Source organism: Pseudomonas reactans (assembly GCF_013387025.1).
Lineage (GTDB): Bacteria > Pseudomonadota > Gammaproteobacteria > Pseudomonadales > Pseudomonadaceae > Aquipseudomonas > Aquipseudomonas reactans.
Genome location: NZ_JACAQP010000005.1, coordinates 324723 through 341034 on the forward strand (window position 1 = coordinate 324723; position 16312 = coordinate 341034).

14 protein-coding genes are annotated in these 16312 nt (G+C 61.1%); 1 reads left to right on the forward strand and 13 read right to left on the reverse strand.

What is annotated here, in order from left to right; all coding sequences use genetic code 11:
- Nucleotides 1-9 precede the first annotated feature (9 nt).
- The gene (locus tag HX793_RS05890) at nt 10-411 is read right to left on the reverse strand and encodes a DUF4440 domain-containing protein (RefSeq protein ID WP_177094923.1); all 402 of its coding nucleotides are present in this window, start codon (nt 409-411) and stop codon (nt 10-12) included.
- A complete protein-coding gene (locus tag HX793_RS05895) occupies nt 408-1592 on the reverse strand; it encodes an MFS transporter (RefSeq protein ID WP_177094921.1) in 1185 nt (394 codons plus the stop codon). Before HX793_RS05895 ends, HX793_RS05890 begins: the two co-directional genes overlap by 4 nt.
- Before the next feature lie 111 nt (nt 1593-1703).
- Here HX793_RS05895 and HX793_RS05900 point away from each other — a divergent pair, with 111 nt between their 5' ends.
- A complete protein-coding gene (locus HX793_RS05900; protein ID WP_177094919.1) occupies nt 1704-2561 on the forward strand; it encodes a LysR family transcriptional regulator in 858 nt (285 codons plus the stop codon).
- Here the strand turns inward: HX793_RS05900 and HX793_RS05905 are convergent.
- The 11 genes from HX793_RS05905 to algK form a co-directional block, all read right to left on the reverse strand.
- The gene (locus HX793_RS05905) at nt 2558-3370 is read right to left on the reverse strand and encodes an SDR family oxidoreductase (RefSeq protein WP_177094917.1); all 813 of its coding nucleotides are present in this window, start codon (nt 3368-3370) and stop codon (nt 2558-2560) included. The two genes, HX793_RS05900 and HX793_RS05905, sit on opposite strands and share 4 nt — an antisense overlap.
- Nucleotides 3371-3384: 14 nt before the next feature.
- On the reverse strand, nt 3385-3849 hold the full coding sequence (locus tag HX793_RS05910) for a hypothetical protein (protein ID WP_016978192.1): 465 nt from the start codon (nt 3847-3849) through the stop codon (nt 3385-3387).
- A gap of 144 nt (nt 3850-3993) precedes the next feature.
- Entirely contained in the window at nt 3994-5445 is a 1452-nt protein-coding gene (locus tag HX793_RS05915) for a mannose-1-phosphate guanylyltransferase/mannose-6-phosphate isomerase (protein ID WP_016978193.1), read from the reverse strand.
- Nucleotides 5446-5655: 210 nt separating this feature from the next.
- The gene (locus HX793_RS05920) at nt 5656-6312 is read right to left on the reverse strand and encodes an alginate O-acetyltransferase AlgF (protein WP_021491856.1); all 657 of its coding nucleotides are present in this window, start codon (nt 6310-6312) and stop codon (nt 5656-5658) included.
- 16 nt (nt 6313-6328) lie between these two features.
- A complete protein-coding gene (locus HX793_RS05925; RefSeq protein ID WP_177058612.1) occupies nt 6329-7501 on the reverse strand; it encodes an alginate O-acetyltransferase in 1173 nt (390 codons plus the stop codon).
- 11 nt (nt 7502-7512) lie between these two features.
- Nucleotides 7513-9063 (reverse strand): MBOAT family O-acyltransferase, encoded by a 1551-nt coding sequence (locus tag HX793_RS05930; protein WP_177058609.1) that lies wholly within the window; start codon nt 9061-9063, stop codon nt 7513-7515.
- Between the two features lie 220 nt (nt 9064-9283).
- Nucleotides 9284-10393 (reverse strand): mannuronate-specific alginate lyase, encoded by a 1110-nt coding sequence (locus HX793_RS05935; RefSeq protein ID WP_095014772.1) that lies wholly within the window; start codon nt 10391-10393, stop codon nt 9284-9286.
- Between the two features lie 8 nt (nt 10394-10401).
- Nucleotides 10402-11850 (reverse strand): alginate O-acetyltransferase, encoded by a 1449-nt coding sequence (locus tag HX793_RS05940; RefSeq protein WP_016978198.1) that lies wholly within the window; start codon nt 11848-11850, stop codon nt 10402-10404.
- An 11-nt stretch (nt 11851-11861) separates the two neighbouring features.
- Nucleotides 11862-13436, reverse strand: a complete 1575-nt coding sequence (algG, locus tag HX793_RS05945) for a mannuronan 5-epimerase AlgG (RefSeq protein ID WP_016978199.1) — start codon at nt 13434-13436, stop codon at nt 11862-11864.
- Entirely contained in the window at nt 13436-14923 is a 1488-nt protein-coding gene (locus tag HX793_RS05950) for an alginate export family protein (protein ID WP_177058607.1), read from the reverse strand. Before HX793_RS05950 ends, algG begins: the two co-directional genes overlap by 1 nt.
- Entirely contained in the window at nt 14920-16311 is a 1392-nt protein-coding gene (gene algK / locus HX793_RS05955) for an alginate biosynthesis TPR repeat lipoprotein AlgK (protein WP_177058605.1), read from the reverse strand. The genes HX793_RS05950 and algK overlap by 4 nt, the downstream gene beginning before the upstream one ends.
- Nucleotide 16312 lies beyond the last annotated feature (1 nt).

A 16312-nucleotide genomic window follows, 5' to 3' on the forward strand; every position in this document is an offset into this window, starting at 1 on the left:
AGGCCGCCATTATGCGGCCGTGTAGGTCTCATGCAGATGACGCCACAGCAACGCGCCACTCGCCTGCTTTTCGAAAACTACTGTGGCGCGGCGGTCAGTCTGGGTACCGCTGTCGTCGATTTGATGTTCCCGGTAAGTCACCGTGGCGCCACGTGCATGGCGATCGATGCCGGCCATCTCGCTCAAGGTGATTTTCAATCCCGGGCGCATGCCGCCCAAGCGCGTGAACAGGGCATTGACCCCGGCCGCATTCACCCGTGCGCCGGTCGCCGGGGCAACCATGCTGAATTCCGGGGAGAAGCGCGCGAGCAGGTTTTGCAAGGTACCTTCGGGCGCAACGCCGGCAAACCATTGTTCGATCTCGACATGGGTCTGGATCACTTCTTCAAAGAAGTCGCTGTAATCAATCATGGGTGAGCCTCGCTGGCAGGGTGGAGCAGTGCGCGTATTCGGGACGTATCCAGACGCAGCACCGCAAAAAGAGGCAGCAGGGTCAGGGTTGCCGCCATCGTGAAGGTTATAGCGAAGGAATCCAAGGCCGACAGCAATGCACTCAGCGCCGCCGCGCCCAGGCAGAAGCTCAGTTGTCGGTTGATGTTCCACAGTGCGCTGGCGTGGCCCATGCGTTCGGCAGGAATATCGAGAAAGGCCAGGGTCTGCGCGGTACTGCTGCACAGGCTGCCTCCCAAACCCATCAACAAATAGGCTGGAATGATCAGTGCAGGGCCATTCAGCAACAGGATGCCCAGGCATTGCAGCAGCATGCCCGCCAACAGCAACGGCTTCGGGCCACATCGGTTGAACAGTTTCTTGCTGAGGAAAATCGCCAGTGCCGACGCCAGTGCCCACGGCAGCATCAAGGCGCCGGTCTGTGTGGCGTCGTACCCGAGGCCGCGAAGATAGAGAATGGCGATGAGGCTGGTGCCGATGAACACACCGGGGATGCACAGGTAGATCAGCATCGCGGTGCGCAGCATCGGGCTGCGCATCTGTTGGAAAATACTGCCCACGTCCAGTGGCACACGACGGCTCGACGGCCTGTCAGGTTTTATCCACAGCATGGTCAGCAGCAGGGTCATCAACGCCAGTGGCAGATTGGCGTAGAAAATCCAGCGCCACGACACGTTATCGACAATCAAACCACCCAGCGCCGGTGACAGCGCCGGCACCAGCAATGCCACCGACATCACTCGCGCTGTCAGTTGGCTGCGTTCAGCCGCCGGGAAATGCCGGTAAGCCATGGCCTGCCCGACGGGAATCAGCAAGCCACCACCCAGCCCTTGCAGGGCACGCCAGCCGATCAGTGTTTCAATCGTACTCGCCTGGCCCACCATCACCGACGCCCCGGCGAACAGCAACAGGCTTGCCGCGATCAGAGTTCGCTCCCCCATCACCGCAGCCAACCAGACACTGAGCGGAATGATCACGGTGAGGCCGAGCAGGTAGGCGTTGCTGATCCATGCCAATTGCGTGACCGAGGCGTGCAGGTCGCGGGCGATATCCGGGTAGGCGACCGTGGCGACAAACATGTTCACCAGGTCCAGGGCAAAGCCCAATAAAAAGATCCAGGCGACTTTCGAGCGGTAGGTCATGAGTGCGATCCGGCGAGTGAAGCGGGCAGGGTAGGCGGGGCGCGCTATTTGGGATACGTCGGTTTGCCTGTTACTTTGTCAAAAATATTTTGACAAAGGAGGGCGCCGCCGATGGTCAGCCTGGACCGATTCGACACCTTCAAGGCCGTGGTCGAGGCCGGCTCGCTCACCGCTGCTGCTGACCTGCTGGGCCAGACTCGCGCCGTGGTCAGCTTCAACCTCAAGCGCCTGGAAGCGGAACTGGGCGTCACTCTGCTGACCCGCAACACCCGTCAACTGGCGCTGACCGATGCCGGCGAGCGCTTCTACCTGCGCTGCACACGCATGCTCGAAGAAGCACGATTGGCGGTGGAGGAGGCGCGCTCGGAGCATGCCCAACTCAAAGGCACGTTGCGCATTACTACCACCGTGGAATACGCATTGGCCGTGGTTGCCCCGGCGGTCGAAGCCTTCCGCCGCCTGCACCCGGACCTGGACATACACTTATCCACATCCTCCACTCACGCGGACCTGATCTCCGAGCGTTTCGACGTGGCGATTCGGTTGGGACGCTTGCTGGACTCCAATCACCGCGCGGTGCAGTTGTCGACGTTCGACGTGTTTGCCGTGGCGGCGCCACAGTTTGGAGGGGTTGATACGCTGGATGACTTGGAGCAGTTGCCCAAGCTGGGACATAGCCGATTGACGGAGTTGAGCGTGACCGATCCACAAGGCGGCGAACATTCTTATCGCCCCGGCCATGCGTCGCTAGTGGCTGACAGCGCAGCCGTTCTCCAAGCCTTCGCCGTGCGTGGGCACGGTGTGGCGGTGTTGCCGCAATGGCTGGTGCAGGATGACCTGGACGCCGGACGATTGGTGCGCCTGTTGCCGGACCATCGCTTTGCCCCGCAAGGGATCTACGCGATGTATCCGGATACCCGGCATTTGCCCCTGAAGGTGCGGGCGTTTATTGACTTTATGAAGGGTTAGAGCGAACCGGCCAGCCCGAAGCGTTTCTTCAACACCTTCTCCAGCAACCCTTTGGGCAACAACGCCGCCATCAACGGCAACGCGCGGCTGCCATTGCCCGAGCGCAGCAGACGGGGCGGTTGTGGTTGTTGCACCGCCTTCAATACATCCGTAGCAAACACATTGGCCGGCGTTGGCTTGTCCTGGGAAGCCTGGCTGCGCGCGCGGATGCCGTCGCGCAACGGCCACCATGGCGATTGTTCATTGATCAGCAGTTCGGCCTGGGCGCCGGCGTTTTTGGCGAAGTGGGTGTTGATGGCGCCGGGCTGCACTTCCATGACCCGCACGCCAAACGGCGCCAGTTCCATGCGCAGCGCATCGCTCAAGGCATGCACGGCGGCTTTTGACGCGCAATAGGCGCCTGCAAACGGCGTTACCAGCACACCGGAAACACTGCCGATATTCACTACCAATCCCTTGCTGCGCCGCAGGGCCGGGAACAGCGCCTGGGTCACGCCGACGATGGAAAACACATTGGTCTCGAATTGGCGCTGCATGGCGTCGGTGCCGCCGTCGAGCAGCGGACCCATGGCGCCATAACCGGCGTTGTTGACCAGTACATCCAGTTCGCCCAGTTGTTCGGCCAGCCGTTGCAAAGCGGTACTGTCGTTGACGTCCAGTTCGACGGCATTAAAGCCGGCAGCGGCAAGGGCGGCGACGTCTTCCGGGCGGCGGGCGCTGGCCCAGACGGTGTAGCCGGTTGCTTTGAAGGCATCCGCCAGAGCGCGGCCAATGCCGCTGGAACAACCGGTGATGAGTACGTTTGGCATGGATCAATCCTTTGTCAGTCCGAAAAACTGCCTTGCAGGTGCTCGGCGCGAAATTCCAGGGTTTGCGGGCGGTAGCCGGGGCGCAAGGGCGGCGTGGGCAGGCAATCATCCCAGGTGGCGCCGGCCTGCAACTCGCCGGGCCCGCGATAGCGTGGGGCCGCGTAGACGTTGTCGGCCAGGTTGACCGTGTCGCCCGGCGCATAGGCAGCGACGCGCCAACGCAGCTCGGTGAGGGGCACGTCATTGCCGTTGTTCAGGACCAGTTTCAGTGGACGATCGGCGGGGCATTCCTGCGGGGCGTAGCTGATGCGCAGTTCCAGGCGTGCCAGTTGCGAGGCTTCCCGGCTGTCCAGCCACACCACCCAGATCGCGACGAAACCCAAGCCCACGGCGGCCGCGAGGGATACGGGCAGTGCCTTGGCGGGGTAGCGCAGCAACAGGATCAGCCAGGTGATGATCAGTAGAACGCCGAAAAACATGGAGACCACCTCAAGTAGGGAATGAGCATCCTAACTTAAGCGTAGGTGGGATTGATCACCACGGCCCCAAAGAAAAAGCCCCCACCCAACCCACTGCGGATAGGGGACGCAGTGGGCTGGGCGAGGGCTTCTTGTACGACTGTTTTACTGCGCGATAGTTTTCACCGACACGCCACGTTCAATCGGCGTCGAGCGACCGTAGATATCTTCAAAACGCTCGATATCGTCTTCACCCAAATAACTGCCCGATTGCACCTCGATAATCTCCAACGGGATCTTGCCCGGGTTGCGCAGGCGGTGCACCGAAGCGATCGGGATGTAGGTGGACTGGTTCTCGGTAAGCAGGAACACGTTCTCGTCGCAGGTGACTTCGGCGGTGCCGCTGACCACGATCCAGTGTTCGGCACGGTGGTGGTGCATCTGCAGCGACAGGCACGCGCCCGGCTTGACCGAGATGTGCTTGACCTGGAAACGTCCGCCCATGTCCACCGAGTCGTAGGAGCCCCACGGACGATAGACTTCGCAGTGGTTCTGGGTTTCGCTGCGGCCCTGGTCGTTCAGGGTGTTGACCATCTGCTTGACGCCCTGGACCTTGTCCTTGTGGGCAATCATCATCGCGTCCTTGGTTTCCACCACTACGATGTTGTCCAGGCCGATCACCGACACCAGTTTGCCGTTGCCATGGATCATGCAGTTGCGGCTGTCCTGGATCACCACGTCGCCCTTGCTCACGTTGCCGTGCACGTCTTTGTCGTTGACGGCCCACAGCGATGCCCAGCAACCCACGTCGCTCCAGCCGGCGCTCAGCGGCACCACGCAGGCGCGCTGGGTTTTTTCCATCACGGCGTAGTCGATGGAGTTGTCCGGGCAGCAGGCGAAGGTGGCTTCGTCGAAGGTCACGGTGTCAGCGGTCTGTTCGCTGCGCTCAAGCGTCAGCAGGCAGGTGTCGTAGATATCCGGATCGTGCTTTTTCAGCTCTTCGAGGAAGCGGCTGGCGCGGAACAGGAACATGCCGCTGTTCCAGAAATACCCGCCGCTTTTGACGAACTCGACGGCGCGTTTTTCATTGGGTTTCTCCACGAACTGCTCGACGCGGCTCACGCCCTCGGGCAGCAGCGAATCGTTGGTGGACTTGATGTAGCCATAACCGGTTTCCGGACGGGTCGCCGGTACGCCGAACAGCACCATCTCGCCACGTTCGGCGGCCACGGTGGCCAGGGCCAGCGCGCGTTGCAGGGCTTTCTGGTCGTCGATCACGTGGTCAGCGGGCAGCACCAGCATCAGCTCGTCGCGGCCTTCATTGACCAGCATCATCGCAGTGAGGGCCACGGCCGGCGCGGTGTTGCGGCCGAACGGCTCCATCAGGATGCGCTGGCTTTCCAGCTTGCGGGCGGCCAGTTGCTCGTTGACGATAAAACGGTGGTCCTTGTTGCAGACCACGATCGGAGCGTCCATACCTTCAAACACCAGGCGTTCCAGGGTTTGCTGGAACAGTGTGTGCTCGCCGGTCAGGGCCAGGAATTGTTTAGGGAACTGTTTACGGGAAAGCGGCCAAAGACGTGAGCCGCTACCACCGGAAAGGATGACTGGAATCATGGGTGTTTCTCCTTGAATCGATTTGGGTCAGAGCTACGAAGGTTTGTCGTTTCACTCTTGTTTTTGTCTCGGTCCGACCGGACTCCTCGGTCCCTGTGGGAGCCGGGCTTGCCCGCGATGCAGACGACTCGGTTTGTCAGGTACACCGAGGTGATGCCATCGCAGGCAAGCCAGCTCCCACAGGGGAGCGGAGCCAGGTCGAAAATCTAATTAGCGGGTCGATACAGGGCGTTTCACCCACACTGGCGACAGGCTCGAACCGGAGCCGGTGACGTACAGCACCGCTGCCTCACCACGCTCCAGGGCCACCGGCTTCACATCGCCGACTTTCTTGTCGCCGTCGTACAGTGCCAGGCTGACCTTCACCGGGTTGATCTCGCGCTCGCCACGCCCTTTGGCCGCAACTGCCTTGACCACATCAGTCTTGCCATCAGCCGTCTTCAAGGTCAGGGCCTTGTCGCTGAGGTTCTGCACGCGCACCAGGGACTTCTGCTTGTTCTTGAACGGTGGCTCTTCGATCAGCTGGGGCTGGCCGCTGCCGCTGTTGACCAGGGTGTAGTAGTGGTCGGCGGCGAGTTTGACCGGCACGGTCTGGCTGCCGACCTTGGCGCTGTAGTCACCGCCGGGCATGAAGCTGAAGTCGCTGCTGGCCAGTGGCGCAACATCGCTCAGGTTGGTGGCGCCGACGGTGGCGCTGACTTCCTGGTTGCTGGCGTTGTAGATACGCACGAAGCTCGAACCTTTTGGCGCGGTCGGGCCGTAGAGGGCGGCGTCGCCACCGGCGAAGGCGGACATCGATACGAAGCTCAGGCCTGCTGCGATAGCCAGGGTTTTAGCGAGACGACGCGGAGTTGTAGTGAAAGTCATGTGAGTTACCTCTCTTTCAGTTTTGCGCCCGGTCGGGCGTCTCGGATTTTGTGGTGTTGATTGCCATGTTCTGTTGGCGCGAACCGGCTTGTTTAAGCTGCGCAACCCACGCGGGGTCGGCATCACCGATTTCGTTGTTCACGGGCAGATAACGTTCAGGAAACTCCCAGATCAGCACCTGCGGCGGGCTGTTCTTGAAGTCATCGCTTTTCAGGTAACTGAGCATCGGCAGGATCGGGCCGTGGCCGTCTTCGGCGTAGCTGACCACGTCGCTGCCCAGGGCTTGCTTGAGTGCGCCGACGAAGTTCCAGTTGGGGTTGGCGCTGTAGCTGGTGCCGACCAGGGCGACTGGGGTTTCGCTGTCGCTGAACAGGGCGTCGTCACCTTTGGTTTCGGCCAGGTGCGTCACGCGTTTTTCCAGCGGCTCTTTCGGCGGCATCAGGTTTTCAAACAGCGGGTCCAGCGGCAGGAACAGCCGCAGGTCGCCTTTATGCGGCTCGGTTTTTTCCGCCTCGGTGACAAAGCGCTGTGGCTCACCGCTCAGTGGCGTCTTGTCGGCGATGGTCTTGGCCAACTGTTTGGCGGCGATTTCAGCACCGTCCGGCGTCCAGTGGGTGTCGGTGCGCAGGAACACCTGCTTACCGCCGAGCTTGGCCTGTTGCAGCGGGCCGAGCAGGTCCGGGGCGATGATCTTGTCGGCCGCGACACGGGCGTGGAAGTCCTCATACAGGTTGGCGTGGATGCTCGCCGGTTTCACTTCACCCAGGTGTTCCGGGTAGAGGCGCACCTTGGCTGGCACGATCGCCATCACCAGCTGAATGCCTTGGGCTTTGAGCTTCTGGCGCACGCCTTCGACCAGCGCGTAGTTGCCTTGCAGGTTCTGGTCTTCGTTGACGGCTGGGTTGAACTCTTCATCGCTGTACAACCAGTGATCGCGGCCCAGCACCACGCCAGGGCGGCCTTCATTGAACAGCTTGTAGTCCAGCGCCGCCCACAGGTTGGTGCCGATGCGCTTGATCGGGAACTCGTCGTCGTAGTGCGTCTCGACGGCTTTGCTCCAGCGACCATTGAGCACGGTTGCGTCGGCATTGGTACTGAAACCGAAGAAACTGCGCAGCGACCAGGCGCCCAGAGCCAACAGCAGCACCAGGAACAGGCCGATATAGAGGACGCGTAATGAACGGGTCATGGTCGGCTCCCTCAGAATTGGAAGTAAAGGAACGGCGAGAAACTCTGCGCCGACAGTTTGAGAATCGACGCCACGAACAGCAGCAGCACCGCAGCGCGCATGGCGTAGCGTGGCCAGTCAGCGGTCCAGTAGGCCGGTTGCACGGCGGCATCTTTGCCCACGGTGAAACCGGGCTCGTGGATGCTGCCTGGGTTGTCGCCCGGTACGGCCTTGATCAGGCTCGGGTCGGCCGGCTGGGTTTTCTCGGTTTTCTCGGTCTTCTCGGCAGGACGGTTGGTGTAGAAGTCGCGCAGGCCGAAGAACGCCAGGGTTGCGTACGCCACCACCAGGGTTGCCACTTGCAGGCCGGTGAGGTTGGCGCGGTTGAGTTCCGACAGCGACCACTCGCCAAAGCTGAACATCGCACCGTACATACGGCCGGCGACGTGCAGGTTTTCGGCGCGGAAGATCACCCAGCCCATTACTACCAGCAGGAAGGTGAAGGCCCAACGCACCGGGTTGAAGCTGCGCGGCGAAGTGTTGAGGCCGATGGCTTTTTCAATCGCCAGCCACATGCCGTGCCACGCACCCCAGACGATGTAGGTGATGTTCGCACCGTGCCACAGGCCACCGAGCAGCATGGTCAGGAACAGGTTGCGGTAAGTGGTCAGCGTGCCTTTACGGTTGCCGCCCAGGGTGATGTACAGGTAGTCACGCAGCCAGGTGGACAGGCTGATGTGCCAGCGCCGCCAGAACTCGGTGATCGACTGGCTGATGTACGGCTGCTTGAAGTTCTCCATGAAGCGGAAGCCCATCATCAAGCCCAGGCCGATGGCCATGTCGCTGTAGCCGGAGAAGTCGAAGTACAGCTGCGCGGTGTAGGCCAGCGCGCCGAGCCAGGCGTCGCCCGTCGTCGGGTTTTGCAGGGCGAAGCAATGGTCGGCCACCACTGCCAGGGTGTCGGCAATGAAAACCTTCTTGATGAAACCCTGCATGAACCGCGTGCAGCCCTCGGAGAACTTGTCGAGGGTGTGGGTGCGGTTGTTGAACTGGTCGGCCAGGTCGCGAAAGCGCAACACCGGGCCGGCAATCAGGTGCGGGAAGATTGCCACGAACGCCGCAAAGTCGATCAGGTTGCGGGTCGCCGGCGTATCCCCACGGTACACGTCGATGATGTAGCTGATGGACTCGAAAATGTAGAACGAGATCCCGATCGGCAACAGCACATGGGTGAGGATGAACGGCTCCAGGCCGGCCGACTTCATCATGACGTTGATGCTGTCGACGCCGAAATTGGCGTACTTGAAGTAGCCGAGGATGCACAGGTCAACCACCACGCCGAGCAGCAGCCAGCGCTGGGCCGGCTTGGTGCGCACGCCGGCCGCACCGACCTTGAGGCCGATCCAGTAGTTCCACAGCGTCACGGCGGCGAACAGCGCCAGGAAGTCCACTCGCCACCAGGCGTAGAACACGTAGCTGGCCAACAGCAGCAGCAAGTTGCGATAGCGTTGCCCGCTCAAGTAGTACAAGCCGAGAAAGATCGGCAAGAACAGAAACAGGAACACATTGGACGAGAAAACCATCCCGATCTCTCCATGTTTAACCAACAGTCAAGGGCCAGAGCCCCCCCAAACCCCCCCACCCAATTTTGGGGGAGGGCTGTATTGCAATTTCACTGAAGGAACCTGGTTAATTGTGGGAGCTGGCTTGCCTGCGATAGCTTTGTGTCAGTCGACATCAATGTTGAATGTCAGACCGCTATCGCAGGCAAGCCAGCTCCCACAATTGGACCGAGTCCAATCATCAGGAACCTTTGTTGCCTTTTTCATGCGTCGGGTCGTAGACCTTGGTCAGGTCACCCCCGAGGCGGAACGTCTTGAACGGCTGCATCCCGTGCTTGCGCTCGAGCACATCCGGCGCGCAGGTGTAGAGGGTGCAGAAGGGTTCGAGCCAGGCGAATTTCATGTCCTGTTTCAAGTCCTTCATGTCCTGCTCTTTTCCGTTCTTCTGCTCGAAGATCTCCGGGTCCTTGACCCCGGCCAGAACCTTGTCGCCCAGGCGCTTGAGCGCGCCGTTGTTTTCCTGGCGCAGGTCGACACCGTTGACCAAGGCAAAACTGGCGATCATCGACAGCGGTGGCAGGGCGTAGTTGTGGTACGACAAGGCCCGCTGCTGACGCTTCAATTCGTTGGGCAGGAAGCCTTGGTCGTCGACCTGGTTCACGCCGACCTTGTATTCCTTCACTGCCCAATCGAACAGGTCGCGACGGTTGACGGCGACGGACGTTGCCATCACCGACCAGGCGGCCCAATAGGAGTGGTTGTTGGTTTTTTCCAGCGGCAGATTGTCCCAGTCGCTCACCACCTGATCGGCCAGTTTGTTGAACCAGGCTTCGATCAGTTGCGATTCCTGCTGGTGGTTGGCCAGCGGGTGCGAGTCGGAGAACTTCAGGCGCACATAGGCCGAGGCCATGCTGCCCAGTGCCCATTTGCGCATGGACTTGCCGGTATGGTTGAAGTCCTTGGACATCAGTGCGTCTGCCTTGGCCCAGCTGGTCAGCCAGTTGAGCGTGCATTCCAACTGCTCCGGGCGACCGTCGCGCATGAACTGCATCACGCGCTTGCTGGTGTCTTTTTCCAGCTTGGTGATGTCGGCGGTGCTGTCGCGAAAGGCTTTTTCGGACTGGGTATTCAGGGTGGCGCGGGCTTTGTCCGAACCTTCGTACTTGCTGCGAAATTGCAGCGAGCCGGTGTACGGCGCCGGCATGGCGTCGCAGTCATTCTTGAAGTCGCCGGTCTTGAACGCTTCCACCGGGGCGAAATAGCCCTGGGGTGGACGCAGTGGCGCGGCGGCGTTGACTGAGCCTGCGAACATCGCCAGGCCGAGTAACGTTGGAATCAATAACTTCTGCATAAGTAACCTCATTGCCCAGTTGAAGCGGTCTGTTGACCACCGGCTGGGAATACGTTGCGTGTGCAAATTTTCGCTTCAACCTTCTGCGCAGCCTGGCCCGCTTCCGGGCCCTGGACTTCCACGGCCAGCAAGTTCTGCGAGGCCCAGTCTTCATCGGTACGCAGTTCAAAGGCGAAGCGCCCGTCTGTATCGGATGTTTCGGGTTTCTCGATCTTGATGTCCTCGTGGCGCCCGTTCATGTACCAGAGGGTGGCTTGCAGGGTTTTCACCGAGGGGTCGGCGAAGCGGATATCAACCTGGTGATTGGCATTACGCAGGTCTTTGTTCGAACTGTTCACCATCAATTCGTTCTTGCCGGGCTTCAATGAAGTGCTGGCCGTCATCTGTGCCGGCTTGCCTTCGCAGCCGTTGTCGAGCAGCGACATCATCTGGCGGTAGATGGTCTCCTGGTCCAGGCGATACAGCGGCGAGAACTCCCAGATGAGGATCTTCGGCGGGGTCTTCTGGAATTCATCGCTGCCCAGGTACTGGATCATCGAGCCTTCAAGGCCACCGCCGGGGAAGGCGACGTTGAGGATGTCGGCGCCGATTTCCTGTTCCAGGAAGCCAGCGAAGTTGTAGTTCTTGCCGCTGTGGCTGGTGCCCACCAGGGTGATCTGCGGGTTGCCCGAATCGCCGAACAGGTCGCCGTCGCCCGCTTCGCCCTTGGGCTCGGTGGTGAACTGGTCCATGTACTGGATCGCATAGCTGGTGCCACAGAGTTGCCCGGCCATGTTGTGCAGGGTGCCGGTCTTGCCCATGCGCCCGGAGCGTTTGGTCTCGAATTCGCGCTTCGGAATATCCGCGAACTCAGGCATGGCGCGTACTTTCTCACCGACGATTTTCGCGGTGCGCTGGGCGCCATACGGGGTCCAGTGTTGGTCGCCACGGAAGTAGAAATCGTGGGCCGGCAACTCGTCCGGCAACTGCTCGTTGGTCAACGGCGACAGGTCCGGCACCACGTAGCCCATCTTGGCGAAACGGCCGAGCATGGTCTTGTAGTTGCCCAGCGCCTTGTCGAAGTCGAACTTGGCTTTTTCTTCAGGGTTGAGCTTGTTGCGATTCACCAGGCCACGGGTCGGCTGATAAACCACCACCAGTTCCACGCCCTTGGCCTTGAACGCATCGTGTAGTTGTTGCATGCGTTTGTAGCCGGCAGGCGATGTGTCGAACTCGGTGCGCAAGTCTTCCTGGGTACGGAACAGCCAGTCGCCCTGGGCTTGCACCAGGGTGGTGAAGTTCTGCTGGTAGCGCGTGGTGTAGTTCTTTGCATCGTGAGCGGCCGGGCACAGGCTGCAGCACGGCTCGGCGGTAAAGGTCGGCGCCTTGATTTCGTCGGCGCGTACGCCCTGGCTGGCCGCGAGCAGGCCGAGGGTCAGACCCGAGAGGCTCAGCAGTTTGATCATGTGTGGGTGCATAAGGGTCATCCTCAGTCCTGCAATTCGGTCTGGCGTTCGACAGGGTCGATCAGCACGGCTTTCTGCTGGCGCACCAGCAGGTCGAGAATCTCTTCCTGGCGATCGCCCAGCACGCCGTTGAAGCTGATACCGCTGGATTTGGTCGGCGCCAGCATCGACACGCGGTACAGCTCCACGCTCAATGGCGAGTCGATGGACAGCGGCCCGCTGCCGTTACCCGCCAGTTCACCGCCGACCACGATCAGCGAGACCTTGGCGTCGAACGGGTCGAGGGCGATGTCACGGTCGGTGTCGGTCAAGTCCTTGATGTGGCCGTAGAGGCCGGTCAAGCCGTTGGCCATCGAGGTGTTTTCGTACAGCTTGATGTTCACGCTGTTACGCACGCGGATGCCGTGGCGACGGTTGGCGATCACCTTGTTGCCCCACAGCAGGTTGTCGCCGCTCTCGTAGAGGGTGATGCCGTCGGTGTGGTTACGGTAGAACTCGTTGTCGGCCACGATGTTGTTGACGCTGTTACGGTCGAGTACCAGGCCCGAGAGCTTGTTGTCGTAGCTACGGTTGTTGAAGATGAAGCTGTCGTTCACTTCCCGGGAAATGATGATGCCGTGCTTCTTCTTGGTGCCGTAGACGGTGTTGTCCGCGATGATCAGGCCGTGGGAGCGGTCATGGGGGTCAATGCCGTAGACGATGTTGTCTTTGTAGGTATTGCCCTTGATCACGAAGTTCGTGGTCTCGTAGCAGTAGAAGCCGTACCACATGTCCGAGAACTCGGAGTTGATGATCCAGCCGGTCGGCTCCGGACGCTTGAGCACCTTGGCCATGTTCGGCGTGTACTGGGAAATACTCACCCCGTACGACTTACTGTTGGCGTAGCCGAAACTGGCCATCTTGGTGTTGGAGATGTACGTCTCGGTACCGCCCCAGGCCAGCAGGAACGGGCGGAATTCCTTGGGCGACTTGAACAGCGCCGGGCCGTTGGCCTTTTCGCTCCAGCCGGTAACTTTAGTATCACGCACAAACAACTGGCCGTCGTTGATCAGGAACGAACCGGCTTCCTGGGACAGGCGCAGTTCCTGGGTCTTCTTGTCGATTTCCAGGATGCCCTTGCGGCCCACCACGATCGGCAGTTTGGCCACGATCACACCCGGCGAGGTTTCGCTCAGGTACTGCTTGGGCACCTTGCCCAGCAGGTCCTTGAGGTTCATGTAGCCGTCGTCGACAAAGATCGCTTGGGGAATGCCGTGTTGGCGCACCACCCATTCAGCCATCTTGTTGTCACCGCCGATGAAGTCCTTGAGGGCGTCTTCCTGCATCATGCGGCGGATGCTGATCTTGCCCGGCTTGCTTCGGACGATCTTTTTTTCCATCGCCGCATCGGTGTAGCCCGACAGATCCGGCAGGGCCGGCTTGGCCATTTCCAGCGGCGCGGTCGGCGGGCTGGAGATGGTGTAGGTCTTGGCCTGTTGCAGCTCTTTGGCGATGGTTGGCGCCTTGACCGGCTGCGCGGTGTCGGCGAAGGCGGTGGCGTTAGCCATCAGCATCGCCGCGACCAGCAACTTATGAGGTTTCATAGCGCAGGCTCCCATCAGAATTTCCAGATCACGTCGACGAACGCGCGGTGCATGTACGAGTCGACGTTGCTGCCATAGGCATCGCCCGGCTTGAATACACCAGCACGAAAGCGCACCAGGGCCGACGGTTCGTCAATGGATTGGCTGAGGGCGGCCGGGAGCAGGCCGGTCTTGAAGTATTTGGTGACGACCAGGTCCATCTCCTGGCCCAGGTCTTTCTTGCCGTCTTCAAGCGGCAGGGAAGTGCTGGACAGGATCGCGCCGGTCACGTCGTCGGTATTGTTCTGCACCGCGTCGATGCCGTTGCTGCCGACTGGCTTGTTGCCGTCGACACGCCAGAACTTGTGGTACACGAGGCTTGCGTCGTAGTCCTCACGCAGTTGCCAGGAACCGAACAGGCTCATGGACTGCATGTTGTTCATCTCGCCACGGAAGGCTTCGCCGAAACGGTGTACACGAGACTGGGTACCGGTCCAGTTCGAACGGTTGCTCTGCAGGCCGTTCTGTTCGTACTCGGCGCTGGCGCGGGAGTAGGCCGCACCGACTTGCCACTGTGGATCAAGGCGCAGGCGCACGCCGAGGTCGGTGGCCCAGCCGCTGACATCGTCGCTGCGCTTGGCGTTGGTCGGGCGGGTGCCGTCGGCGTTCAACGCGTTGACCGAATCACGGTCACCGCGCATGCCGGTGACGCTGGCCCAGTAGTTGACCGTGTTGGTGTTGCGCCAGTTGTAGGCGTCGCTGTTGGCTTCGATGCCGAGCCAGCTCAGGTCGCCATTTTCACGCTTGTCCAACGAGTCGGTCGGTACGCCGGGTTCCGGGTAGTCGAGCTTGCCGTTGTCATGGGTGTGATGGCCGCGCAAGCCGATCCACTGGCCGGGCGTCCACTGGTAGGCGGCGTCGGCGTACAGGTGCTGACGGTCCTTGTCCTTGGGCGACAGTTCCTTGAGGTCGGTGCGGTATTCGCTGAAGCGTTCGGCAACCCCGACATTGACCTTGAGCAGGGTGGTGTCGAAGGTCCAGTTCAGCGCTTCGATGTTGGTGTCGCGCCACTGGCCGTCGTCGTTGCGCAGGCGTTGACGGCCCAGCTTGAGGATCTCGCCAGGGTAGGGCGTGAAGCCGCTGTAGCCAACCCAGAACTCACGCATGGCCAAGTAGTTTTTCTTGGTCTTGCGGTCGTTGTTGGTGGTTTGCTGGTTTTCGTCATCGGCCGACTGTTGCAGCGGGTCGGTCTCGATGATGTCGCTGGAGACCACGGCCTGGCCCATGGCGTAGGCGCTCCACGCGCCGCTTTCGCCGTAGATCCACGGGCGCAGGTCGAGGCCGACGCCGTTGACGTCGCCGCCTTTCTGCGTGCCGAGGTCGCGGTCGTCTTCGGACTGCGCGGTGGCTTTGACTTCCAGGCCGAAGTTCTTGGCTTCGGTCAGCGCGGCCAGGGTCGGACACGACCACAGCAGGGCGAAGGTCAGGCCGATACCGGCCTTGACGAATGGGTTGAGCTTCATAGGGATTCCTCGCCGTCGTCTTCTTCCAGGGCGTGCAGTTGCAGCGTGCTCTGGGCCAGGGTGCCGCGGGCGGCCAGTTCCTGTTGCACCAGGCGTTGGCCTTGGGCGCGTTGCTCAGGCGTCAGCGGGGTTTCCAGCTGCGTGGCCAAGTCATTGGCCTCTGGCGTGTCCTGGGCTTTGGCCAATTGGCTGAAGACGTAGGCATTCAATGGATCGGGCTTGGTGCCCTTGCCTTGGGAAAACAGTTGGGCGATGGCGAAATCGGCGCTGTTCTGGCCGTTGCGCGCAGCGGTCAGCAAGTGGTCCAGAGCTTTTTGCGGGTAGACCTTGCCCAGGTAGCCACGGCGATAGATCTGGCCGAGGTAGTAATCGGCGGCCACTTCCTTGCCCACGGCTTTTTCAAAGTGCGCTTCGGCAGCCTTGGCGTCAGCCGGCACCCACTTGCCTTCGTAGTAGAGCTTGCCCAGCAACAGCTCGGCGCGCGGTTGGTCGGCGGCGCGGCCGTTGTCCAGGTACTTCATCATCTGGTCGACGTCACCCAGTTCCGGGAAGTCGTAGAGCAACTGCGCCAGGCTGACCCAGGACGCCGGGTAGCCAGGGGCGATTTTTTCCAGCAGGGCCTGGGCGGTTTTTTCGTCCGGCTGGCCAAGCGTGGCATCGCCGAGTACGCGGGCAACACTGTCGACGCGTTGTGCGGTGACGGTGCCACGGCTGTAGCCGGCTTCCATCTGCTTGAGCAGCTCGGCCTGTTTCTCCGGCTGGGCTTTTTTCTGGTAGACCGTGGCCAGCTCGACGTAGCAGATATCGGTGGTGTTCAGCGCGGCTTTGCAGATGCGCTCCACATCATCCAGATGCTGGTCGTAGGTGTCCTGGGTGCGATACAGCAGCACCTGGGCCAGGCCGGCTTCCGGGTAACCCGCTGCCTGCCATTTGCTGATCTGCTGCTGCGCATTCACATTCGGGAAACTGTGCGGGTATTGCAGGTACAGCATCGCCAGCGGGATCAGGGTATTGCCTTCGCCATTGGCAAAGGCTTTTTTCAGCAGGCCTTCGGCTTCATGGTGTTCGGCTTCGGTGCTGCCAGGCTTGGCCACCAGCAGGCGACCGAGGCGGGCCTGGGCGCGGGGCGAAGTGTCCGCCGCTGCGCGGTAGGTGGCTTCGGCCTGTTTGATTTGCGCCGGATCGCGGGTGCCTACCTGGATATCGGCCAGGCCCACCTGGGCCTCGCTGTAACCCAGGTCTGCCAGTTGCTGGTAATTCTGCTGCGCGGTGACGGTGTCGCCACGTTTCAAAGCTTCGTTAGCCAGGCGTTGGTCGGGCAGGCCGGCGCAACCGGCGAGGGCGATGGCCAGCGCCAGGGGCACCGGCAGGTTTCGAAGGGCGCTCATG